General features: G+C 67.8%; 23 protein-coding genes and 2 pseudogenes. 22 read left to right on the top strand and 3 right to left on the bottom strand.

Annotated features, from left to right (window positions below; translation table 11 throughout):
• The first annotated feature begins 2 nt into the window (after window positions 1–2).
• The 4 genes from mftD (at window position 3) to mftG (ending at window position 5001) form a co-directional block, all read left to right on the top strand.
• Window positions 3–1193, top strand: coding sequence for a pre-mycofactocin synthase MftD (gene mftD, locus ACEL92_RS22925; protein ID WP_374022883.1), 1191 nt, complete (start codon window positions 3–5; stop codon window positions 1191–1193).
• Between the two features lie 166 nt (window positions 1194–1359).
• Window positions 1360–2091 carry a mycofactocin biosynthesis peptidyl-dipeptidase MftE gene (gene mftE / locus ACEL92_RS22920; RefSeq protein ID WP_374022882.1) on the top strand — a complete coding sequence of 244 codons (732 nt, stop codon included), beginning with the start codon at window positions 1360–1362 and terminating at the stop codon, window positions 2089–2091.
• Window positions 2092–2140: 49 nt separating this feature from the next.
• A complete protein-coding gene (gene mftF, locus ACEL92_RS22915; protein ID WP_374022881.1) occupies window positions 2141–3553 on the top strand; it encodes a mycofactocin biosynthesis glycosyltransferase MftF in 1413 nt (470 codons plus the stop codon).
• Between the two features lie 8 nt (window positions 3554–3561).
• Window positions 3562–5001, top strand: a complete 1440-nt coding sequence (mftG, locus tag ACEL92_RS22910) for a mycofactocin system GMC family oxidoreductase MftG (RefSeq protein WP_374022880.1) — start codon at window positions 3562–3564, stop codon at window positions 4999–5001.
• 651 nt (window positions 5002–5652) lie between these two features.
• On the opposite strand, the gene ACEL92_RS22905 is transcribed toward mftG, so the two are convergent.
• Window positions 5653–7248 (bottom strand): MFS transporter, encoded by a 1596-nt coding sequence (locus ACEL92_RS22905; RefSeq protein ID WP_374022879.1) that lies wholly within the window; start codon window positions 7246–7248, stop codon window positions 5653–5655.
• A 143-nt stretch (window positions 7249–7391) separates the two neighbouring features.
• Here ACEL92_RS22905 and ACEL92_RS22900 point away from each other — a divergent pair, with 143 nt between their 5' ends.
• The 15 genes from ACEL92_RS22900 to ACEL92_RS22830 all read left to right on the top strand — a co-directional run bounded on the left by ACEL92_RS22900 (window position 7392) and on the right by ACEL92_RS22830 (window position 17896).
• Window positions 7392–7997, top strand: a complete 606-nt coding sequence (locus tag ACEL92_RS22900) for a TetR/AcrR family transcriptional regulator (protein WP_374022878.1) — start codon at window positions 7392–7394, stop codon at window positions 7995–7997.
• Between the two features lie 337 nt (window positions 7998–8334).
• Window positions 8335–8640, top strand: coding sequence for a 30S ribosomal protein S10 (gene rpsJ, locus ACEL92_RS22895; protein ID WP_003873519.1), 306 nt, complete (start codon window positions 8335–8337; stop codon window positions 8638–8640).
• A gap of 14 nt (window positions 8641–8654) precedes the next feature.
• Window positions 8655–9308 carry a 50S ribosomal protein L3 gene (rplC, locus tag ACEL92_RS22890; protein ID WP_067753501.1) on the top strand — a complete coding sequence of 218 codons (654 nt, stop codon included), beginning with the start codon at window positions 8655–8657 and terminating at the stop codon, window positions 9306–9308.
• Window positions 9308–9964 (top strand): 50S ribosomal protein L4, encoded by a 657-nt coding sequence (gene rplD / locus ACEL92_RS22885; protein ID WP_374022877.1) that lies wholly within the window; start codon window positions 9308–9310, stop codon window positions 9962–9964. Before rplC ends, rplD begins: the two co-directional genes overlap by 1 nt.
• Window positions 9965–10267, top strand: a complete 303-nt coding sequence (gene rplW / locus ACEL92_RS22880; protein ID WP_046183668.1) for a 50S ribosomal protein L23 — start codon at window positions 9965–9967, stop codon at window positions 10265–10267.
• A 22-nt stretch (window positions 10268–10289) separates the two neighbouring features.
• Window positions 10290–11132 (top strand): 50S ribosomal protein L2, encoded by an 843-nt coding sequence (gene rplB / locus ACEL92_RS22875; protein ID WP_083176347.1) that lies wholly within the window; start codon window positions 10290–10292, stop codon window positions 11130–11132.
• 9 nt (window positions 11133–11141) lie between these two features.
• On the top strand, window positions 11142–11423 hold the full coding sequence (gene rpsS / locus ACEL92_RS22870) for a 30S ribosomal protein S19 (RefSeq protein ID WP_007167837.1): 282 nt from the start codon (window positions 11142–11144) through the stop codon (window positions 11421–11423).
• Complete coding sequence (rplV, locus tag ACEL92_RS22865) at window positions 11420–11968, top strand: 50S ribosomal protein L22 (protein WP_374022876.1); 549 nt, start codon at window positions 11420–11422, stop codon at window positions 11966–11968. Before rpsS ends, rplV begins: the two co-directional genes overlap by 4 nt.
• A complete protein-coding gene (gene rpsC, locus ACEL92_RS22860; RefSeq protein ID WP_374022875.1) occupies window positions 11968–12801 on the top strand; it encodes a 30S ribosomal protein S3 in 834 nt (277 codons plus the stop codon). Before rplV ends, rpsC begins: the two co-directional genes overlap by 1 nt.
• Window positions 12802–12804: 3 nt before the next feature.
• A complete protein-coding gene (gene rplP / locus ACEL92_RS22855) occupies window positions 12805–13221 on the top strand; it encodes a 50S ribosomal protein L16 (RefSeq protein WP_374022874.1) in 417 nt (138 codons plus the stop codon).
• Window positions 13221–13454: a 50S ribosomal protein L29 gene (rpmC, locus tag ACEL92_RS22850; RefSeq protein WP_067274850.1), complete on the top strand. Its 234-nt coding sequence runs from the start codon at window positions 13221–13223 to the stop codon at window positions 13452–13454. The genes rplP and rpmC overlap by 1 nt, the downstream gene beginning before the upstream one ends.
• Window positions 13454–13786: a 30S ribosomal protein S17 gene (gene rpsQ / locus ACEL92_RS22845; RefSeq protein WP_374022873.1), complete on the top strand. Its 333-nt coding sequence runs from the start codon at window positions 13454–13456 to the stop codon at window positions 13784–13786. Before rpmC ends, rpsQ begins: the two co-directional genes overlap by 1 nt.
• A gap of 115 nt (window positions 13787–13901) precedes the next feature.
• Window positions 13902–16262, top strand: coding sequence for an arylsulfatase (locus ACEL92_RS22840; protein WP_374022872.1), 2361 nt, complete (start codon window positions 13902–13904; stop codon window positions 16260–16262).
• Window positions 16243–16923: a hypothetical protein gene (locus ACEL92_RS22835; RefSeq protein WP_374022871.1), complete on the top strand. Its 681-nt coding sequence runs from the start codon at window positions 16243–16245 to the stop codon at window positions 16921–16923. The genes ACEL92_RS22840 and ACEL92_RS22835 overlap by 20 nt, the downstream gene beginning before the upstream one ends.
• Window positions 16924–16966: 43 nt before the next feature.
• Entirely contained in the window at window positions 16967–17896 is a 930-nt protein-coding gene (locus ACEL92_RS22830) for a DUF4436 domain-containing protein (RefSeq protein WP_374022870.1), read from the top strand.
• 8 nt (window positions 17897–17904) lie between these two features.
• Here ACEL92_RS22830 and pstS read toward each other — a convergent pair whose 3' ends face one another.
• Window positions 17905–19035, bottom strand: a complete 1131-nt coding sequence (gene pstS / locus ACEL92_RS22825; protein ID WP_374022869.1) for a phosphate ABC transporter substrate-binding protein PstS — start codon at window positions 19033–19035, stop codon at window positions 17905–17907.
• 344 nt (window positions 19036–19379) lie between these two features.
• Here pstS and ACEL92_RS22820 point away from each other — a divergent pair, with 344 nt between their 5' ends.
• The 3 genes and pseudogenes from ACEL92_RS22820 (at window position 19380) to ACEL92_RS22810 (ending at window position 21675) form a co-directional block, all read left to right on the top strand.
• Window positions 19380–20330 carry a DUF4436 domain-containing protein gene (locus tag ACEL92_RS22820; protein WP_374022868.1) on the top strand — a complete coding sequence of 317 codons (951 nt, stop codon included), beginning with the start codon at window positions 19380–19382 and terminating at the stop codon, window positions 20328–20330.
• A 100-nt stretch (window positions 20331–20430) separates the two neighbouring features.
• Window positions 20431–20538: pseudogene (locus ACEL92_RS22815) on the top strand (SUMF1/EgtB/PvdO family nonheme iron enzyme); the annotation flags it as partial.
• Window positions 20539–20712: 174 nt separating this feature from the next.
• Entirely contained in the window at window positions 20713–21675 is a 963-nt protein-coding gene (locus tag ACEL92_RS22810; RefSeq protein WP_374026346.1) for a DUF4436 domain-containing protein, read from the top strand.
• A 78-nt stretch (window positions 21676–21753) separates the two neighbouring features.
• Here ACEL92_RS22810 and ACEL92_RS22805 read toward each other — a convergent pair.
• Window positions 21754–23022, bottom strand: a pseudogene (locus ACEL92_RS22805) (integrase core domain-containing protein).
• Window positions 23023–23141 lie beyond the last annotated feature (119 nt).

Genomic DNA, 23141 nt, shown 5'->3' with positions numbered 1-23141 from the left:
CCGTGGCCGGTCAGTGGTTCGAAACCGTCGCCATCGCGCAGGAACGCGCGAAACGGCGGCTGCCTAAATCCGTCTATTCGTCCCTGATTTCCGCGAGTGAAAAAGGGGTCACGGTCGGCGACAATGTCGCGGCGTTCAGCGAACTCGGTTTCGCGCCCCACGTCGTCGGCGCGCAAGAAAAGCGCGACCTGTCGACCACGGTTATGGGCCAAGATATTTCATTGCCGGTGATCATTTCGCCCACCGGTGTCCAGGCAGTCGATCCGGACGGGGAAGTGGCCGTGGCGCGGGCCGCCGCGGCGCGCGGAACGGCGATGGGACTGTCCTCGTTCGCGAGCAAACCGATCGAGGAGGTCATCGCCGCCAACCCCAAGGTCTTCTTCCAGGTGTACTGGCTCGGCGGGCGGGACGCGATCGCCGAGCGGGTGGAGCGGGCCCGCCAGGCCGGCGCGGTCGGACTGATCGTCACCACCGACTGGACCTTCTCCCACGGCCGCGACTGGGGCAGCCCGCAGATCCCCGAGGAGATGAACCTGCGGACCATCCTGCGGCTGTCGCCCGAGGCGATCACGCGTCCGCGGTGGCTCTGGAAGTTCGGCAAGACCCTGCACCCGCCCGAGCTGCGGGTGCCCAACCAGGGGCGCCGGGGGGAGCCGGGCCCGCCGTTCTTCGCGGCCTACGGCGAGTGGATGGGCACACCGCCACCGACGTGGGAGGACATCGCCTGGCTGCGCGAACTGTGGGGCGGGCCGTTCATGCTCAAGGGCGTGATGCGCGTTGACGACGCGAAAAGGGCAGTGGACGCGGGGGTTTCCGCGATCTCGGTGTCGAACCACGGTGGCAATAACCTAGACGGCACGCCGGCGTCGATCCGGGCCCTGCCCGCGGTGGCCGCCGCGGTCGGCGATCAGGTGGAGGTGCTGCTAGACGGTGGCATCCGCCGGGGAAGCGACGTGGTCAAGGCCGTGGCGCTGGGTGCGCGCGCGGTGATGATCGGCCGCGCCTACCTGTGGGGGCTGGCGGCCGCCGGCCAGGCCGGCGTTGAGAACGTCCTCGACATCCTGCGCGGCGGCATCGACTCGGCGCTGATGGGGCTGGGCCACGCCGGCGTCGCAGACCTCGGCCCGGACGACGTCCTGGTGCCGCCCGGCTTCACCCGGGCCCTCGGTGTGCCGCCCGCCGGGAACGCCTGAGCAGCTAATTACGGATATCCCGGGCGGATTTGTCCGGGAATGATTGACGGCCCGCAAACCGTGGTACAAGCGTGGTGGCCGTGACGAACGAGCACAAATTTCGAACCTCTGATGAACCAGCCAGAAAAAAAATAGTTTTCACGAGACAACAATTGGTGCACGCCAGGTGAATTCGTCCTACCATCACCGAGTGCCCGTACTCGGCGAATTAGCGGTGGCGACGTCAAGCCAGCTAGCGGGCACCTCGCCGTCGATATTGATCCCGCTCGGGTCCACCGAACAGCACGGTCCACACCTGCCGTTGGACACCGACACCCGCATCGCCACCGCGGTAGCGCGCGGCGCCCGGGCCGGTCTGGACGGCGACTGGTGGGTGGCGCCGGCGCTCGCCTACGGCGCCAGCGGCGAGCACCAGAGCTTCGCCGGGACGGTCTCCATCGGTACCGAAGCCCTGACCACGCTGCTGGTGGAGTACGGCCGGTCGGCCACAGGCTGGGCCCGGCGCCTGGTCTTCGTCAACGGCCACGGCGGCAACACCGCCGCCCTGACCGCCGCCGTGACCCGCCTGCGGGCCGAGGGCCGCGACGCCGGCTGGTGCCCATGCCTGGCCGACGACGGCGACGCCCACGCCGGCCACACCGAAACCTCGCTGGTGCTGCACATCTCGCCCGCCGACGTGCTGACCGACCGGTGGGTGGCCGGCAACCGGGCGCCCCTGCCCGAATTGCTGCCGTCCATGCGCCGCGGGGGAGTCGCCGCGGTCAGCCCCGTCGGTGTGCTGGGGGACCCGACCACCGCGACCGCCGCCGAGGGCGAGCGCATCCTGGCCGAGATGGTGGACACCTGTGTGCGTCGAGTGGCACGCTGGTCGCCCGGGCGCGACGGAATGCTGACATGAGCGCGCCGGCGACGATGCAGAGCGAATGCGATGCGGAGGAGCGGCGCACATGAGCCAGCCCCGGCTGCCCGACGGCTTCGCCGTCCAGGTCGATCGCCGTGTCCGGGTGCTGGGCGACGGCGCGGCGCTGCTGGGTGGTTCGCCGACCCGGTTGCTGAAGCTGGCGCCGGCCGCCCAGGACATGCTCTGCGACGGTCGCCTGAAGGTGCGCGACGACGTGAGCGCGCAGCTCGCCCGCACCCTGCTGGACGCCACGGTCGCACATCCGCGGCCCGCGGGCGGCCCGTCGCACCACGACGTGACGGTGGTAATCCCCGTGCGGGACAACCTTTCCGGTGTGCGCCGCCTGGTGAGCTCGCTGCGCGGCCTGCGGGTCATCGTGGTCGACGACGGTTCAATTCCGCCGATCGAGCCGGCCGACTTCGTCGGCGCGCACTGCGACGTCGAGGTGTTGCGGCACTCCCGGAGCAAGGGCCCGGCCGCCGCCCGCAACACCGGGCTGGCCGCCTGCACCACCGACTACGTCGCCTTCCTGGATTCCGACGTCGCGCCCCGGCGCGGGTGGTTGGAGGCGCTGCTCGGCCATTTCTGCGACCCCACCGTCGCCCTGGCCGCGCCGCGCATCGTCGGTCCGTCGCACAGCGAGAACGTGGTGGCGCGGTACGAGGCGGTGCACTCGTCGCTCGACCTCGGCGAGCGCGAAGCGCCGGTGCTGCCCCACAGCACGGTGTCCTACGTACCCAGCGCGGCGATCATCTGTCGCTGCGCGGCCCTGCGCGACGTCGGCGGGTTCGACGAGACCCTGCAATCGGGCGAGGACGTCGACCTGTGCTGGCGGCTCATCGAAGCGGGCGCCCGGCTACGCTACGAGCCCATCGCGCTGGTCGCCCACGACCACCGCACCGAACTGCGGGATTGGCTCGCGCGCAAGGCATTCTATGGCGGTTCGGCGGCCCCGCTGTCCGTCCGCCACCCAGACAAGACCGCGCCGGTCGTGATTTCCGGCTGGGCGTTGATGACCTGGATCCTGATGGCGTTCGGGACCAGCCTGTCCCAGCTGGCGTCCGTAATCATCGCCGTGCTGACCGGCCGGCGGATCGCCAGGGCCATGCGGGGTGCCGAGACGTCGATCACCGACGTCGTACTGATCGCGGGCCGCGGCCTGTGGTCGGCGGCACTGCAGCTGGCGTCGGCCCTGTGCCGCCACTATTGGCCGTTGGCGTTGCTGGCCGCGACGCTGTCGCGGCATTTCAGACATGTCGTGCTGGTCGCGGCGGTCATGGACGGCGTGGTGGACTGGCTGCGCCGCCGGGACGCCGTCGGCGACGACACCGAGCCGATCGGCCTGCCGACCTATCTGTTGCTCAAGCGTGTCGACGACCTGGCATACGGGCTCGGATTGTGGTGGGGTGTGCTGCGGGAGCGCAACCTGCGCGCGCTGAAACCGCAGATTCGGAGCTAGCCGCGACCTTGATCACGGCCGCCCCGCACAGCGACGTGCTGATCGTCGGTGCCGGCAGTGCTGGATCGGTTGTCGCCGAACGTCTTTCCGCCGATCCCCGCCGCACGGTGACCGTCCTGGAGGCGGGGCCTGCCCTCGACGACCCGGGATTGCTCGCTCAGACCGCCAACGGGTGGCAACTGCCGATCGGGGTCGGCAGCCCACTGGTGCGGCGTTACCAGACCAACCTCACGGATCGGCCCATGCGCCGGCATCCGATCGTGCGGGGGGCTACGGTCGGGGGGTCGGGCGCGATCAACGGCGGCTACTTCTGTCGAGGCCTGCCCCGCGATTTCGATCGCCTGGGGCTGCCCGGCTGGGCCTGGTCCGATCTCCTCGGCAGCTTTCGCGCCATCGAGACGGACCTGGATTTCCGCGGCCCCGCCCACGGCGATTCCGGCCCCATCCGGGTGCGCCGCACCCATGACATGACCGGAACCACCGAGCGTTTCATCACCGCCGCGCGGCGCGCGGGGTTCTCCTGGATCGACGACCTCAACGACGTTGGGCCCGAACCGGTTTCGGGAATGGGAGCCGTGCCGCTCAACATCGTCGACGGGGTGCGCACCGGATCCGGCGCCGGCTTCCTGCTCCCGGCCCTGGGTCGGCCGACCCTGACGTTGCGCGCACGGACGCGCGCGCTGCGTCTGCGATTCGACGGGACGGCGGCGGTCGGCGTCGACGCGATCGGGCCGCACGGACCCGTGACCTTCACCGCGGACCGAATCGTTTTGTCCGCCGGCGCCATCCAAACGGCGCAGCTGCTCATGCTCTCCGGCATCGGGGCGGAGGAAGGCCTGCGGGCCGTCGGAGTGCCGGTGGTGGCCCCGTTACCGGTGGGGGTGTCGTTCAGCGATCACCCCGAGTGGGTGTTGTCCACCGACTGGGCAGTGGCCCCCGGCCGGCCGGTGCTCGAGGTCGTTCTCAGCACCGCCGACGACCTCGAGATCAGGCCCTACACGGGCGGATTCGTCGCGATGACCGGGGACGGCACCGCCGGGCATGCCGACTGGCCGCACATCGGGGTCGCGCTGATGCAGCCCCGGGCGCGTGGGCGCATGACGCTGGCATCGGCGGATCCGGACGTGGCGCCCCGCATCGAGCATCGTTACGACAGCGAGCCCGACGACGTCGCGGCTTTGCGCGCGGGGGCGGAAATGGCGCGCGAATTAATCGGTGGCGCAACAGATGTCGGCGCGCCGGTGTGGTCCACCTCGCAACACCTGTGCGGCACAACGCCGATGGGCCCCGACACCGACCCGCGGGCCGTCGTCGACCCGCGCTGCCGGGTGCACGGCATCGACAACCTGTGGGTGATCGACGGCTCGATCCTGCCCACCATCACCAGCCGCGGTCCGCACGCCACCATCGTGATGCTCGGGCACCGGGCCGCGGAATTCGTTGATTGAAACTCGAAGTGGTGTGGGGCGGGCCCCACGGTGAGGCATGGGGCCCGCCCCGTGAGCGGTTCATGTTCATGCGGTCCACGTAGATGGCCACGACAAGTGGCTGTGCGCGCGCAAGAGTGCGTCGCGCGAACGATGCGTCGCAATATTCGTGGACGGCACGACCGCGATCTCGCTTGTTCAACCTCCCTTCGAGTGTCTAAAACGGTTCAGCGGCTTGGCATCACGCCTGCCGCGGAGGAGAACGCTCCCGCGCCCACACCGGGGAGACCGGCCAGCGAGTTCGGCTTCCGCGGCCGCGCGTCGAGCGCGCGGTCCCCGTCGGCTCGGTGGACACGATGGTGCCCGTCCCGCGGCGGCACCCCCGCGCCGAGGGCAATTCGCAGGTGGGGTGTCGGGCCGGCTCGCTCGGTCGCGACAGGCGTATCCATTCGGCCTCCACGATCGCCGCCGCCTCGCTCAGCGCCGGGCAACCCGGCTCGACCACGCTCGTATCACCTATCAACACCACATCCACCTCGCGCTTACAGAGATGACCTGTATCTGTCGATATACATCTGGTGATACCAGAACCGAGGGGCGTTTTCAAGCGCTCCCGGGGGCGCCGAATCCGTGAACCCATGTCGGACAACGGCATTGGAGCTCCGCATCGGGTCAGCGCCGGCGATGGGCGAGCAGGCCGCGGACCGGCCGCAGCTGCCGGCCGTCGCGGCCGGGGGCCCAAACGCCGACCAGCATCGCGGCGACGGCGACGATCACGGCCATCGTGATGGTCGACGCGTGCAGGGCCGCCAGGAATGCGGACTTGCTGGCCTCGGCGAGCTGGTGACCTTGGGGCCCCAGCCGGCCGGCGACCTCGACAGCCTTGGCCAGCGAATCGGTGGCCTGGCCCCGGACCGGCTCGGGAAAGCCGGCCAACTTCGGCGCGAGCTCGTGCGAATAGCGGCCGGCCAGAATGGAGCCGGCCACCGCGATGCCCAACGCGCCGCCCATCTCCCGCGAGGTGTCGTTCACCGCGGAGGCGACGCCCTGCTTCTCGTCGGGCACCGCGCCCATGATCGCTGACGTCGTCGGCGCCGTGCAGATGCCGATGCCCGTGGCCAAGATCAATGTCGGCCAGGCGAATTCCAGATAGGAGGAGTGCAGACCGAGCCGGTACATGCAGGCGAAGCCGACCGCCATCAGCAGCGTGCCGATGAACAGCACAAGCCGCAGGCCCAGTTTGGGCACGTACCAGAACGACAGCGCCGAGAAGATGCCCAGCGGCACCATGAACGGGCCGAACGAGATGGCCGTCGCGAGGGCCGAGTAGCCCATGATCTGCTGCACGTATTGCATGCCGATGTAGAAGAACCCGAACGTCGCGCCGAAGAGGATGACGATCGCGGCGACGCCGGTGGCGAAGTTCGGGTCGGCGAACAGCCGGACGTCGAGCAGCGGTTGGCGGCCGCGCCCGGCGAGCCGCAGCTGCACGGCGCCGAATGCCGCGGCGAGCACCGCGCCAACTGCCAGCCCACCCCAGACCAGCGGGTCATTCCACCCGCGGGTAGGTGCCTCCAGGATCGCGGCTACCGCGATCGCCACGGCGGCGCCGATGAGGACGGCGCCCAGCGAGTCGATCCGCGGCGCGCGGCTGTCCCGCGACGAGGCGACGGTGCAGGCCAGCGCGAAGATCACCAATCCGGCGGCACCCAGGGACCAAAAGATCGCGTGCCAGTCCCAGAACCGCAGCAGCAGGCCGGATCCGAGCATGCCCAGCACGCCGCCGGATCCGGCCGTGCCGGCCCAGATCCCGACCGCCTTGGTGCGGTCGTCCTTCGGGTAGGCCACGGTCAGCAGCGAGAGCGTCGCCGGCATCACGAAGGCGGCGCCGATCCCGGCCAGCGCGCGCCCGGCGATGATCTGCGCCGGGCTGTGCAGCATCGCCGGCGCCATCGACCCGGCCGAGAACACCACCAGCCCGATCAACAGGGCGCCGCGCCTGCCATAGCGGTCACCGATCGCACCCGCGGGCAGCAGCAGGCAGGCCAGGGCCACGGTGTAGCCGTCGACGACCCAGTTGAGCTGGGATTGCGTGGCCGAGGTGGCCACCGCCAGGTCCCCCAGCGCGGTGTTCAACGCCGTCATCGAGGCGACGACCAGCGCGACGCCCATGCAGGCGACGGTCAGCGTCCAGTTTCGCGCTCGGGGGCTACCGCCAATGCTGACTGGATCAGTACGCTGGTCGGGCCGGACCAGGGTTTCGGGCATGATGCGCCTCCTCACGGCGGCGTTGGGAAGTTTCGAGACCAATGGTCTTGTAGGTAGACCGATAGTCTCGTTCCCAAACAGGGAGGTGGGTCACAATTACCGGCGGCACTACCGATCCCCGTCCCGCGCGCTCGCGGGCCCGTTTGCTCGAGGCCGCCGCCACGCTGCTGCGTTCGGGCGGTCCCAGCGCGGTGACCGTCGACGCGGTCACCCGTACCGCCAACGTAGCCAGGGCCACGCTGTATCGCCACTTCCCGAGTGGAAACGATCTGCTGGCGGCGGCTTTCAACAGCCTCATCCCGCCGTCCCCGACGCCGCCGGCCGAGGGTTCGCTGCGGGATCGCCTGGTGGCGGTGGTGCTGGCCCAGGCCGAGTCGGTGGCGCAGGCGCCCGCGCTGATGACGGCCATGTCGTGGTTGTCCATGGGTCGGGACCTGGATGAGATGCCGGGTCCCCGCGACTGCGCCGCCGACAGCACGGCGATCACCACGCTGCGTGAGCGCATCGCCCAGCAGTACGCCGCGCCGTTCGACGCCATCTTCGATAGCCCCGAGGCCGCCGAACTGGGCGAGGTGGACCGGTCGCGCGCCATCGCGCTGCTCATCGGGCCCCTTGTACTGGGCCGCCTGTCCACGCTTCCCGACTTCGATTACCGCGAGTGCGCGCTCGCCGCGGTCGACGGTTTCCTCTATGTACAGCGCGCAGACGGCCGGGCGGGCGCCGCGAGCGCCGAACGGGCCGGTGCCTGAGGCTAAAAAGGCAGGTCGGCGGCCTCCGCCCGGGATTTGGCCAATCCCATGATCTAGGGCATACTGTTCAGGTTGCCTTGGGCCGGGTTCGCGCCTGGTCGGGCATACGACCAGCGCCCAAAACGGGCGCGTCCGGTCCCATCCTTGGAGCGCGACAATTTCGTCACGATCCAGGCTGCGTGAGGGTGACACACCCGACCGCGGGGGCCGGTGGACCACGACAGGTAAACAGCGGCGCAGTATCCGGCGCGACGCTTGATCGGCCAGCCCGATCAGCGCGCTGGGAGCACCAGGTCCGGACACGGATTTTTGTAAGTGGAGTGAGGGTAGGAGAAGCGTGGCGGGACAGAAGATCCGCATCAGGCTCAAGGCCTACGACCATGAGGCCATCGACGCATCGGCGCGCAAAATCGTCGAGACCGTCGTCCGCACGGGTGCCAGTGTCGTAGGTCCGGTGCCGCTGCCGACTGAGAAGAACGTGTATTGCGTCATCCGCTCCCCGCATAAGTACAAGGACTCGCGGGAGCACTTCGAGATGCGTACTCACAAGCGGCTGATCGACATCCTCGACCCGACGCCGAAGACCGTCGACGCGCTGATGCGCATCGACCTTCCGGCCAGTGTCGACGTCAACATCCAGTAGGAGATCCAGAGCTCATGGCAAGAAAAGGCATTCTGGGTACCAAGCTGGGCATGACGCAGGTGTTCGACGAGAACAACCGGGTCGTCCCGGTGACGGTGGTCAAAGCAGGGCCCAATGTGGTCACCCGGATCCGCACCCCCGAGCGCGACGGTTACAGCGCCGTTCAGCTGGCGTACGGCGAGATCAGCCCGCGCAAGGTGAACAAGCCGGTGACCGGGCAGTACAGCGCCGCGGGCGTCAACCCGCGCCGGCACCTCGCCGAGTTGCGGCTCGATGACGAGGCCGCGGCAAGCGAATACGAGGTCGGCCAGGAGCTGACCGCGGAGATCTTCGCCGACGGCAGCTACGTCGACGTGACCGGAACCTCCAAGGGCAAGGGCTTCGCCGGCACCATGAAGCGCCACGGCTTCCGCGGCCAGGGCGCCAGCCACGGTGCGCAGGCGGTCCACCGCCGGCCCGGTTCCATCGGCGGCTGCGCCACCCCCGCGCGGGTGTTCAAGGGCACCCGGATGGCGGGCCGGATGGGCAACGACCGGGTGACGGTGCAGAACCTGGTGGTGCACAAGGTCGATGCCGAGAACGGCGTGCTGTTGATCAAGGGCGCGGTCCCCGGCCGCACCGGTGGGCTCGTGGTGGTCCGCAGCGCGATCAAACGAGGTGAGAAGTAATGGCAGCACTCAAGATCGACGTTAAGACGCCCGACGGCAAGGTCGAGGGCTCCATCGAGTTGCCGGCCGAATTGTTCGATGCCCCGGCCAATATCGCGCTGATGCACCAAGTGGTCACCGCGCAGCGGGCGGCGGCGCGGCAAGGCACGCACTCGACCAAGACCCGCGGCGAGGTCAGTGGCGGTGGGCGGAAGCCCTACCGGCAGAAGGGAACCGGTCGCGCCCGCCAGGGTTCGACGCGGGCCCCCCAGTTCACCGGGGGTGGTGTGGTGCACGGTCCCAAGCCGCGCGATTACTCCCAGCGCACCCCGAAGAAGATGATCGTCGCGGCGCTGCGCGGGGCGTTGTCCGACCGGGCCCGCAACGGCCGCATCCACGCGGTCACCGAAATCGTCGCCGGCCAAACCCCTTCGACAAAGAACGCCAGGGCGTTCCTGGGCACGCTGACCGACCGCAAGAAGGTGCTGGTCGTGATCGGCCGCAGCGACGAGGCCGGCGCCAAGAGCGTGCGCAACCTGCCGGGCGTGCACATCCTGACGCCCGATCAGCTCAACACCTATGACGTGCTGCGCTCCGACGACGTGGTCTTCAGCGTCGAGGCCCTCAACGCCTACATCGGTGGCAACACGGCTAGCACCGAGGAGGTTTCGGCGTAGATGGCGACCATCACCGACCCCCGCGACATCATCCTGGCCCCGGTCATCTCGGAGAAGTCCTACGGGCTGCTGGATGAGAACGTATACACCTTTGTGGTGCACCCCGATTCGAACAAGACGCAGATCAAGATCGCCATCGAGAAGATCTTCTCCGTCAAGGTCGCGTCGGTGAACACCGCGAACCGGCAGGGCAAGCGCAAGCGCACCAGGACCGGATACGGCAAGCGCAAGGGCACCAAGCGGGCCATCGTCACGCTGGCGCCGGGCAGCAAGCCGATCGACCTGTTCGGGGCCCCGGCCTAGCGAGAGAAAGACCTGATTAGACATGGCAATTCGTAAGTACAAGCCGACGAGCCCGGGCCGCCGCGGCTCCAGCGTGTCCGACTTCGCCGAGGTCACCCGGTCGGAGCCGGAGAAGTCCCTGGTGCGCCCGCTGCACGGCCACGGTGGCCGTAACGCGCACGGCCGCATCACCACCCGCCACAAGGGCGGCGGCCACAAGCGCGCCTACCGGGTGGTCGACTTCCGTCGCAACGACAAGGACGGGGTCAACGCCAAGGTCGCGCACATCGAGTACGACCCCAACCGCACCGCCAACATCGCGCTGCTGCACTACCTCGACGGCGAGAAGCGTTACATCATCGCGCCGCAAGGACTTTCGCAGGGCGACGTGGTGGAGTCGGGCGCGAACGCCGACATCAAGCCGGGCAACAACCTGCCGCTGCGCAACATCCCGGCCGGTACCGTGATCCACGCCGTGGAGCTGCGGCCGGGCGGTGGCGCCAAGCTGGCGCGGTCCGCCGGCTCGAGCATCCAGCTGCTCGGCAAGGAGGGCACCTACGCGTCGCTGCGTATGCCCAGCGGTGAGATCCGCCGCGTCGACGTGCGCTGCCGCGCCACCGTCGGCGAGGTGGGAAATGCCGAGCAGGCGAACATCAACTGGGGCAAGGCCGGCCGGATGCGGTGGAAGGGCAAGCGCCCCTCGGTCCGCGGTGTGGTCATGAACCCGGTGGACCACCCGCACGGTGGTGGTGAGGGTAAGACCTCCGGTGGCCGGCACCCGGTGAGCCCGTGGGGTAAGCCGGAGGGCCGCACCCGCCACCCGAACAAGGCCAGCAACAAACTCATCGTCCGGCGCCGTCGCACCGGCAAGAAGCACGGCCGGTAGGAGTAAGACATGCCACGCAGCCTGAAGAAGGGCCCGTTCGTCGACGACCACCTGCTGAAGAAGGTGGACGCGCAGAACGAGAAGAACACCAAGCAGGTCATCAAGACCTGGTCCCGGCGTTCGACGATCATCCCGGACTTCATCGGCCACACCTTCGCCGTCCACGACGGGCGCAAGCACGTCCCGGTGTTCGTCACCGAGGCGATGGTCGGTCACAAGCTTGGTGAATTCGCCCCGACGCGCACCTTCAAGGGACACATCAAGGACGACCGGAAGGCCAAACGGCGATGACCTCAACTGAATTCCCGTCGGCGGTCGCCAAGGCGCGGTTCGTGCGGGTCTCACCGACGAAGGCGCGCCGGGTGATCGACCTGGTGCGCGGACGGTCGGTGTCCGACGCGCTCGACATCCTGCGCTGGGCGCCGCAGGCAGCCAGTGAGCCGGTGGCCAAGGTGATCGCGAGCGCCGCCGCCAACGCGCAGAACAACAACGGGCTGGACCCGGCCACCCTGGTGGTGGCCACGGTCTACGCCGACGAGGGCCCGACCGCCAAGCGCATCCGCCCGCGCGCCCAGGGCCGCGCGTTCCGGATCCGCAAGCGCACCAGCCACATCACGGTCGTGGTGGAGAGCCGGCCGGCCAAGGACCAGCGTTCGGCGAAGTCGACGCGGGCCCGCCGCGCCGAGGCCAGCAAGGCGGCCGCGAAGGCGCCGGCGAAGAAGGCCGCGTCGAAGGCGCCCGCGAAGAAGGCACCCGCCAAGAACGCCGCGGCGAAGTCCGCCCCGGCGAAGAAAACTACGTCTGAGACTTCTGAGGCGAAGGGAGGCTCAGACTAGTGGGCCAGAAGATCAATCCGCACGGCTTCCGGCTGGGCATTACCACGGACTGGAAGTCCCGCTGGTATGCCGACAAGCAGTACGCGGACTACGTCAAGGAAGACGTCGCGATCCGGCGGCTGCTGTCCACCGGTCTGGAGCGCGCCGGCATCGCCGACGTGGAGATCGAGCGCACTCGCGACCGGGTGCGGGTCGACATCCACACCGCGCGGCCCGGCATCGTGATCGGCCGTCGGGGGACCGAGGCCGACCGCATCCGCGCGGACCTGGAGAAGCTGACCGGCAAGCAGGTTCAGCTCAACATCCTCGAGGTCAGAAACCCCGAGTCGCAGGCCCAGCTGGTGGCGCAGGGCGTCGCCGAGCAGCTGAGCAACCGGGTGGCGTTCCGCCGCGCCATGCGTAAGGCCATCCAGTCGGCGATGCGCCAGCCCAACGTCAAGGGCATCCGGGTGCAGTGCTCGGGTCGTCTCGGCGGTGCGGAGATGAGCCGTTCGGAGTTCTACCGCGAGGGTCGGGTGCCGCTGCACACGCTGCGCGCCGACATCGACTACGGCCTGTACGAGGCCAAGACCACCTTCGGCCGGATCGGTGTGAAGGTGTGGATCTATAAGGGCGACATCGTCGGCGGGAAGCGGGAGTTGGCCGCAGCCGCGCCGGCGGGCGCCGACCGCCCGCGCCGCGAGCGTCCTTCGGGCACCCGCCCCCGGCGGAGCGGTGCGTCGGGCACCACGGCGACCAGCACCGAGGCCGGCCGCGCCGCCGCGGGCGCCGAGGAACAGGCCGCCGCGGTCGAGGCCCCGCCCGCTGAAGAACCGCAGAGCACGGAGAGCTGAATCATGTTGATTCCCCGCAGGGTTAAACACCGTAAGCAGCACCACCCCCGCCAGCGCGGCATCGCCAGCGGCGGCACGGCGGTGAACTTCGGCGACTACGGCATTCAGGCGCTCGAGCACGCCTACGTCACCAACCGGCAGATCGAGTCCGCCCGTATCGCCATCAACCGCCACATCAAGCGTGGCGGCAAGGTGTGGATCAACGTCTTCCCGGACCGCCCGCTGACCAAGAAGCCCGCCGAGACCCGGATGGGTTCGGGTAAGGGCTCTCCGGAATGGTGGGTCGTCAACGTCAAGCCGGGCCGCGTGCTGTTCGAGCTGAGCTACCCCAACGAGCAGGTGGCCCGGGCGGCACTCACCCGTGCAATCCACAAGTTGCCGATCAAGGCACGCATCGTGACTCGAGAGGAGCAGTTCTGATGGCAGTGGGAATTTCGCCTGGTGAACTGCGTGAGCTCACCGACGAGGAGCTGACCGAGCGTCTGCGCGAATCGAAGGAGGAGCTGTTCAACCTCCGTTTCCAGATGGCGACCGGGCAGCTGTCGAACAACCGCCGGCTGCGCACGGTGCGTCAGGAGATCGCGCGCGTCTACACCGTGCTGCGCGAACGAGAACTGGGCCTGGCTTCCGGGCCCGATGGTAAGGAATCGTGATGGCAGAAGCGAAGAAGGCGGCCGCGACGGACGCCGGCTCAAAGGAGAAGGGCCCCAAGCACACTCCGGCCAACCCCAAGGTGCGTGGCCGGCGCAAGGTGCGCATCGGCTACGTGGTGAGTGACAAGATGCAGAAGACCATCGTTGTCGAGCTCGAAGACCGCGTGCGCCACCCGCTGTACGGCAAGATCATCCGTACCACCAAGAAGGTGAAGGCGCATGACGAGAACAGCACCGCGGGCATCGGCGACCGCGTCTCCCTGATGGAGACGCGTCCGACGTCGGCAACCAAGCGGTGGCGGCTCGTCGAAATCCTGGAGAAGGCCAAGTAGCCAGGAAGCGACGTCGAAACGCCCGGGCCCTGGTGGTCCCGGGCGTTTTGCTTTACCGGGGGTGACGGTCCGCGAAAAGCGATCGGAATTTTCGCGGCCGCGTTACTCTCGGCGCATGTCGCCTGACTCCCGCGCCTTCGAGGGCAAGATCGAGCTGGACATCCGGGATTCCGAGCCGGACTGGGGACCCTACGCCGCCCCGACCGCACCGGAGAACTCGCCCAACATCCTGTACCTGGTTTGGGACGACACCGGCATCGCGACGTGGGACTGTTTCGGCGGCCTGGTCGAGATGCCCGCGATGACCCGCATCGCCGAGCGAGGCGTCCGGCTGTCGCAGTTCCACACGACCGCGCTGTGCTCGCCGACCCGCGCGTCGCTGCTCACCGGGCGCAACGCCACCACGGTCGGCATGGCCACCATCGAAGAGTTCACCGACGCGTTCCCCAACGCCAACGGCCGCATCCCGTTCGACACCGCGCTGCTCTCCGAAGTGCTCGCCGAGCGCGGCTACAACACGTACTGCGTTGGCAAGTGGCACCTGACGCCGCTCGAGGAATCGAATCTGGCCTCGACCAAACGACATTGGCCGACGTCGCGCGGCTTCGAGCGGTTCTACGGATTCATGGGCGGCGAGACCGACCAGTGGTATCCCGACCTGGTGTACGACAACCATCCGGTCAACCCGCCGGGCACACCGGAGGACGGCTACCACCTTTCGAAGGACCTCGCCGACAAGACGATCGAGTTCATCCGCGACGCCAAGGTGATCGCGCCGGACAAGCCGTGGTTCAGCTACGTGTGCCCGGGCGCCGGGCACGCGCCGCACCACGTCTTCAAGGAATGGGCCGACCGCTACGCCGGCCGCTTCGACATGGGCTACGAGCGGTACCGCGAGATCGTGCTGGAAAACCAGAAGTCGATGGGCATCGTTCCGCCGGACACCGAGCTGTCGCCGGTCAACCCGTATGCGGACGTGACGGGGCCGAAGGGGGAGCCCTGGCCGCTGCAGGACACGGTGCGGCCCTGGGACTCACTGAACCCCGAGGAGCAGCGGCTGTTCGCCCGCATGGCGGAGGTGTTCGCCGGCTTCTTGAGTTACACCGACGCCCAAATCGGCCGGATCCTGGACTATTTGGAGGAATCCGGTCAGCTGAACAACACCATTATCGTGGTGATCTCCGACAACGGCGCCAGCGGGGAGGGCGGCCCCAACGGATCGGTGAACGAAGGCAAGTTCTTCAACGGCTACATCGACACCGTCGAAGAGAGCATGAAGCTGTTCGACCACCTGGGCGGTCCGGAAACCTACAACCATTACCCGATCGGCTGGGCGATGGCGTTCAACACCCCCTACAAGCTGTACAAGCGGTACGCCTCGCACGAGGGCGGCATCGCCGACACGGCCATTATCTCCTGGCCCAATGGTGTTGCCGCACATGGTGAGATCCGCGACACCTACGTCAACGTCTGCGACGTCACGCCCACCGTCTACGACCTGCTCGGCATGGCGCCACCCGAAACCGTACGGGGCATTACCCAAAAGCCGCTGGACGGCGTGAGTTTCAAAGCGGCCCTTGCCGATCCGGCCGCCGACACCGGCAAGCGGACGCAGTTCTACTCCATGCTCGGCACCCGCGGCATCTGGCATCAGGGCTGGTTCGCCAACACCGTCCACGCGGCAACGCCGGCCGGGTGGTCGCATTTCGACGCCGACCGCTGGGAGCTGTTCCACATCGAGGCCGACCGCAGCCAGTGCCATGATCTGGCCGCTGAGCACCCGGACAAACTGGAAGAGCTCAAGGCGCTGTGGTTCTCTGAGGCCGCCAAGTACAACGGGCTGCCGCTCTCGGACCTGAACATCTTGGAGACTATGACGCGGTCTCGCCCGTACCTCGGCGGCAACCGGACCAGCTACGTCTACTATCCCGACTGCGCGGACGTGGGCATCGGCGCCGCCGCCGAAATCCAGGGCAGGTCGTTCTCGCTGCTGGCCGAGGTGACCGTCGATACCACCGGCGCGGAAGGGGTGCTGTACAAGCAGGGTGGCGCGCACGGCGGGCACGTGCTGTTCATCCAGGATGGGCGGCTGCATTACGTCTACAACTTCCTGGGCGAGCGCCAGCAGGTGGTCTCTTCGTCGGGCGCGGTGCCGCTGGGCAAACACCTGCTCGGAGCGAGCTATTCGCGGACCGGCACCGTGGAGAACAGCCACACCCCGCTCGGTGATGTCACGCTGTTCATCGACGACGAAGTGGTCGGCACCCTCGTGGACGTGCAAACCCAACCCGGCACGTTCGGGCTCGCCGGTGCGGGGATCACCGTCGGGCGCAACGGCGGGTCTGGAGTGTCCAGCCGCTACAAGGCCCCGTTCTCGTTCACCGGCGGCACCATCGCGCAGGTCACCGTCGACCTGTCCGGCCGGCCCTACGTGGACGTGGAAGCCGAGATCGCCCTTGCGTTTTCGCGCGACTGACGCCTTAGCGCTGTGCCTGCTGGCGGCCGTTGCGGTGGGCTGCGAGAAGACCATCGCCGGCACGGCCACGGGCGCGGGCTCATCGCCGACCGCCGCCACGACTTCGACGACGAGAGCGCCCGACCCGGCCGAACCGGTACCCGGCGTCGAAACCACGCTGCCCGACCACATTCCACCCAATGCGCTGGTGTGCTTCCCGCCGCCGCCCGCCAGTGGTTTCACGACCAAGGCCTCGGTGGCGGATCCGGCGGCGCCGGTCCTCACGGTCCCGGTGCCGGACGGCTGGCCGTCTTCCCCGGGCGCCGGCGACGTCGCGTTGACGGCGAACGGCCCCGACGGCATGGCGGCGCGGGTCAGCATCACCCGCACCGACCTCGAACCGGGCGGTGCCTTCCTGCGCTACGCCACCGACTTGCGGACGGCCAATCCGGGAGTCAAAGTCACCGTCACCGCCGCCCAGTTCTGCGGTTACAGCAGCCAGTTACTCAGCGGCACCTTTGGCGGCGTGGGCGCGAACGACTTCGCCGACCGCATCACCCACGTCTGGACGAACACCCAAAAGTATCTGGTCGTCGTCCATCTGGAGGGGCCCGGCAAAGCCCCGGGGTTCGACGCGGCGAAATCCACACTAATGCAGCAATTTGCCGTCATTATCCCCTGAAACTTGCCGTTTCCACTGCTAGCATCTGGCCCGTGATGCCTCAATGACCGCCGGTACTCCGGCGCCGCCCGCACCGCCAGCGCCGACCAACTCAAGGGGCCGGCAAATCGCGATCGCTTTCGGGATCGTCGTCGCCGTCATCGTCATCTATGTCCTGTCCCTGATCGCCGTGCACCTGCTGGCCAAGTCGGCGCCCCCGCTGCCCCCGGTGGATTTCAGCAAGCTCGAAGCCGAGGACAGCATCGTTCAGGTGCACATCGAGAAGCTGGATACCGTAGCGAATCGGCTGACCGTGAATGTGCTTGTTTACCCGAAGGATTCGCTCTACGACAAGAACTTCGGCGTGCTGACCACCGACGCGGCGGTGCGGCTGTATCCGGAGAACGACCTGGGCGACTTGCAATACCCGGTGGGGAAGGCGCCCGCTCAAGTCAGCACCGCGCTGGTGGCCCACGGCGATCCCGGTAACTGGCCGTTCGACTCCTACAAGACGGAAGTCATCGCGGCCGACGTGTTCACAGGCACCGGCCAAAACCGCGAAAAGGTGCCCGCCCGTGTCGAAGTCACCGGAAGGCTCGACGGCTGGGACGCCACGGTGACCCGCGTCCACGACCCCGACGACGCCAACCCGGACGTCCAGGACAACGTGATCATCACGCTGCAGAGGTCCAAGGGTCCGCTGATCTTCGACGTCGGCATCTGTTTGGTCCTGATCGCCCTGCCGGTGCTGGCGCTGTGGGTGGCCATTCCGATGGCATTGGGTCGGACGACGTTCTTGCCGCCGCTGGGAACGTGGTTCGCGGCGCTGCTGTTCGCCGTCGTCCCGCTGCGCAACTTCCTGCCCGGATCCCCGCCGCCCGGTTCGTGGATCGACCAGGCCGTCGTGCTATGGGTGTTGATCGGGCTCGTTACCGCAATGTCCCTGTTCATCGTCGCCTGGTGGCGATCCCGCGAACGCAAGAAGCCGAATTAGGCTGGGAATTACTCGGGATTCGGTGCCTCCACGGAGCTGATCGCGTCGACGGCGCTCGAGACCCGGGACTGGAAGTCGGGCGACAGCGGGATGTAGCCGTTTCTCGCCAGCTCGACCTGTCCGGGCCCGATCGCCGCCTGGAGGAACGCCTTGACCGCCTTGGCCACCTCCAGGGTGGGGTATTTGGAGCAGACGATCTCGTAGGTGGCCAGCACGATCGGATAGACGTCGGGCTGCGCGGGGTTGTAGAACGACGAGATGTCGAGGACAAGGTCATTGCCGCTGCCGATGATCTTGGCGCCGGTGATGGTCTTGCCGACCGTGTCGGTACCGATGCGCACCGGCCGCAACGACCTGCGGCTGGCCGGGGTTTTGATCTCGGCGGCGTAAAGGCCTTGCTGCAGCGCGAAAGACAGCTCGTTGTAACTGATCGCACCCTCGGTGGATTTCACCAGCGCCGCGGTGCCGTTGTTACCCTGGGCGCCGGTGCCGACGCCGCCGTTGAAGGCCTTGCCCGTGCCCTTCGTCCAGGCCCCGCCGGATGCCGCCTGCAAGTAGGACTGGAAGTTGTCGGTAGTTCCGGACGCGTCGCTGCGATAGATGACGCGGATCTCTTCGGCCGGCATGGACGCGTTGAGTGCGGTGAGGGCCGGGTCATCCCAGCGCGTGATGGTGCCGTCGAAGATCTTGGCGATCGTCGACGCGTCGAGCACCAACGAGTCCACCGAGCCCAGGTTGTAGGTGATCGCCAGCGGGCCGAACACGACGGGCAGGTCCCAGGCGTCGGCGCCACCGCAGCGCTGTTTGGCCGCGGCGTACTGGTTTCCGGACAGCGGCGTGTCCGATCCGCCGAAATCCGTTCTGCCGGCAAGGAAGTCGCTGATCCCGGCGCCCGACCCGTTGGCGGTGTAGTTGAGCGTCTGCCCGGCGCACACCTTGCCGTAGGCCGCGACGAACTTCGTCATGGCGTTGGCCTGTGCGGTCGAGCCGCTGGCCGTCAGGGTCTGCTTGCCGCCGCAGTCCACCTTGGCGCCCGCAGCGTAAGCCAACGTCGGGTTGGGGTCGCTGCTGCAGGCTGAGATCGCCACTGCCGCCGCGGCGAGCAGGCTGATGGCGGTCGCCGGTGGGTTGCGTTTCACGGTGGTTGGCTCCTGGAGACTCCGGTTTCGGCGCAGGCGTCATTGGTGGCGGCCGAGTCCCGTTTCGATACACGTCGAGACTTACCGCGATCCCGGGCCGCAAGCAAACAAACATCCGATGAACTGGCGGCCCCGGCCGGATGAATGGCGACGGCCGGCGCGGGCGCGGCCGCAGTGCGCCGACAACGTTCGCTGCCGAGGCGATCTGTGCGAGTCGCGGTGGGCTAAACCGCCTGATTCACCCCGATAAATGTGATTCGACGCCCGGGCGGACCGAAGTTCGCTACGATCTCGCTCATGTCGCCTCAGGGTGGCTCATCGATCAATCTCTACCAAGGAGAATGATGGCCAGTCATGCGGCTGTCCCTCAGCAACAACCCGCAGCGCCAGCAACGCCGGCGCCCGGCGCCACGCCGGCGCCCGGCACGTCGCCGCGGAAGCCCAGGCGGCGCTTGATCGTCGGCATCGGCGCCCTGCTGGGCTTCGTGGTGCTTTACCTGTTATCCCTGTTCGGCTTCCACCTGCTGGCCAGCTCCGGAAAGCCACTCAATCCACCGGACCTGAACGCAACCGGCGACACCGTCGTGCTGGTCCGGCTCGAGAAGCTCGACACCGTCGCCAATCGCCTAACGGTGAAAGTGCTTGTGATTCCCGAAGACTCGATGTTCGACAAACGCCTTGACGTGTTGAAGACCGATACCGCGGTCCGCATGGATCCGCCCAACGACCTGGGCGACCTGCAATACCCGGCGGGGAAGTCACCGGCGCAGGTCGCCACCACGATCGAGGCCCACGGTGATCCCAACAACTGGCCGTTCGACTCTTACCGCACCGACACCCTCTCGGCCGATGTCCTCGTCGGCCAGGGCGACGCCCGCCAATACATCCCGGCTCGGGTCGAGGTCGCCGGCGCGTTGGACGGCTGGGACGTGAGCGTGCAGCGCGTCGGTGAAGCCAGCCAGGAATCCGACCGGCCGGACAACGTGGTCATCACGCTGCACCGCGCCAAGGGCCCGCTGATCTTCGACCTCGGCATCTGCCTGGTCCTGTTCGCCTTGCCCGCGCTGGCGTTCGCGGTGGCCATCCAGATCGCCTTGGGCAGGCGCAAATTCGTGCCGCCCTTCGTGACGTGGTTCGCGGCGATGCTGTTCGCCGCCATACCCATCCGCAACTTCCTTCCCGGTTCTCCACCGCCGGGGGCCTGGATCGACCAAGCGCTGGTGATCTGGGTGCTGCTCGCGCTGGTCGGGGCGATGGGGCTGTACATGCTCACGTGGTACCGCCAGTCCGACTGAGGTGCTCGTGGGGTGGAGTGCTCACCGAGCCGGTCGACCTACCGGCGGGTCGTTCCGCATGGGCTCGACGCCCAAGGCCTGTGGGGCCTCGACGGGGCCCGGTTCGCACCTGCGCGCGCCGGGGTACTGCCACTGACATCGTCCTGCCGCCCGATCGCCGCAGTCACAGGACACCGCTGCCACCCACATCGGGTTCCGGTGCGTCGCGCAGCAAACTGACCTTGTTCATGGCGGCGGCGCCCGGCGCCGAAGCGACGAGCGGGTAACCGCAGCATGGACGGCGAGTGACGGGGCGTTCGTAAGCGCGCACGGCTCGCGTGAGTTCGCTAGCATCTGACCACGTGTGGCCCTCGACCAGCCCCGGTTCACCAGTGGCCTGCCAATGACCGCCGAGGCCCCCGCGACGCCGGCTCCGCCGCCCCCGTCGGACGCGCCGGTGCCCTCTGCGCCGCGCAGTGGCAAACACATGGCGAAGCGGCCGCGCATCGTCATCGGCGTCGCCGTCCTGGCCGTCGTCGTCACGGCCTACATGCTGTCGCTGTTCGGCGTCCACTGGCTCGAACGATCGGAGGGGCCGCTCCCGCCGCTCGACCTGAGCCAGGGCGGCGGCGATGCGACCATCGTGCAACTGCAGGTGGAGGAGCTGAAGCCGGTCGCCAAGCGCCTCGGGGTGAATGTGCTTGTCTATCCGGGTATTTCGGCCTACGACAACCGATTCGACGTGCTGGGGACCGACGTCGCAGTGCGGCTGTACCCGACAAGCGACCTCGGTGACCTGCACTACCCGAAGGGCAAGGCACCGGCGCAACTCAGCACCACGGTCGTGGCGCACGGTGACCCGGGCAACTGGCCGTTCGATTCCTATAAGACCGAGCCCATCTCGGCCGACGCCTTCGTCGGGTCGGGCGACAACCTCAAGAAGGTCCCCGCGCGGGTCGAGGTGACCGGGGAGCTGGACGGGTGGGACATCAGCGTCAACCGCGTGCACGACCCCGGTGCGCTGCCGACGCAGCGCGGCACCGACAACGGGAACGTGGTCATCACGCTGAAGCGGGCCAAGGGCCCACTGATCTTCGACCTGGGCATCTGCCTGGTCCTGATCAGCTTGCCGACGCTGGCACTGCTGGTCGCCATACCGATGGCGCTGGGCAGAAGGAAGTTCCTGCCGCCGTTCGCGACGTGGTACGCCGCGAATCTGTTCGCGATCGTCCCGCTGCGCAATATCCTTCCCGGCGCGCCGCCGCCCGGTTCGTGGATCGACCAGGCCATCGTGCAGTGGGTGCTGATCGCGCTCGTGACGGCGATGAGCCTGTACATCTTCGCCTGGGTCCGGCAAGGCGACTAGCGGGTTATCCACAGCCCCAGAAGATTGGGGCTCAAATGTCGCAGTGTGATGTCTCAGGACTTCGGTGACAGTTCTGTATCAGGACATCGGTGACACTTGCTGCATCAGGACTTCGGTGACGGTTTCTCAGGCTTGGAGGCTGAGCGCGGGCCGCGGGGTCTTCCGTTGCCGACGTATCTCACTCCGGGGGCGGGTCGAGTGTGCTCGGCAAGGACCTCGCCGTGGGTGTCGGTCACGATGATCTTGTCGCCGTCGCTAAAGACCAGGACGTGTTCGAAGGCGCGTTGCACATCGACCATGTAGCTGACCTGGTTTAGCCCGATGGTGCCCGCGGTGCTCACCTTTCTGACGCGGGTGCCGGCGGGCAGGTCCGGCTGCATTGGTGGTGCCGGCCGCGGGCGTGGCGTGGGCCGTTCGAACAGTGGCACAACGGGCGTGGGGCGTGGAGCCTCGATCTTCGGTGTCGCTTCCCACGCCGTCAGCGGGGTGACGCGCCCAGGGAGTCCTTGGTGGGGTCGTTCGGTGTTGTAGATGTGGTCGAAAGTGTCGACCTGGGCCTGCAGCTCGGCCAGCGTGCTCGCCAGAGGCTGCTTATCGAGGTAGCGGAACAGGGTCTGGTGGAAGCGTTCGTTTTTGCCCTGAGTCGTCGGCTTGTACGGCTTGCCGGTGATCGCCTCCACCCCCCACCGTCCGACGTGTTCGACGAGCTGACCCAGGAATCCACGCCGCGAAGGGTTTCAGAGCGATCCCATTGTCGGACAGCAGTCGTTGGGGCACACCGTGGGCGGCGACAGCCTTGTCGAACACCGCGATCGCCGCGTGGGCGGTCTCACTGCCCGCCACATGGGAGGCGAGCGCGTAGCGGGAGTGGTCGTCGATGAGCTGCAAGATCACGCACGTGCGCCCACCGGTCAGCACGTACCCGGTGGCATCCAACTGCCAGCATGCGTTCGGTGCGGGATAGACAAACCGCCGCCACGCCGAACGGGGCTTCTTCTTCGGCTCAAGACGAGCCACACCGGCCTCGCGGAAGATGCGTGCCAGCGACGCCGTGGACGGGACCTGTTCTAGGCCCATCGCCCGCATCTTGTCGTACACACTGATCGGGCCGTGGTCTAAACCGGAAGCTTCCAAAGCGGCACGTACTGCCACGGCCTGCGCCTTGACCTCATCGCTGAACGTCGACGGGCTCGACTTCGGTCGGCGGGTCCTGGGTTCCAGTACAGCGGCCGGCCCGGCGGTCTTGGCGCGTTTACGCAATTCATAGAACGACTTTCGGGAGATGCCGTGCTCGGCGCAAAACGTCGAGACCGCCCCGCGGGGGGCGTCATCGGGCCACTGCGAGATCGCGAGGCGAACACGAGGATCGATGGGTTCATTGACAGCCACCGCCCGAGCGTCGGCCTAAAAGTGTCACCACCAAGACCACCCGAACTGTCACCGATGTCCTGATACAGAACTGTCAC

This window comes from Mycobacterium hainanense, from assembly GCF_041890355.1.
Taxonomy (GTDB): Bacteria; Actinomycetota; Actinomycetes; order Mycobacteriales; family Mycobacteriaceae; genus Mycobacterium; species Mycobacterium hainanense.
This window is presented reverse-complemented; position numbering and strand designations above follow the sequence as displayed.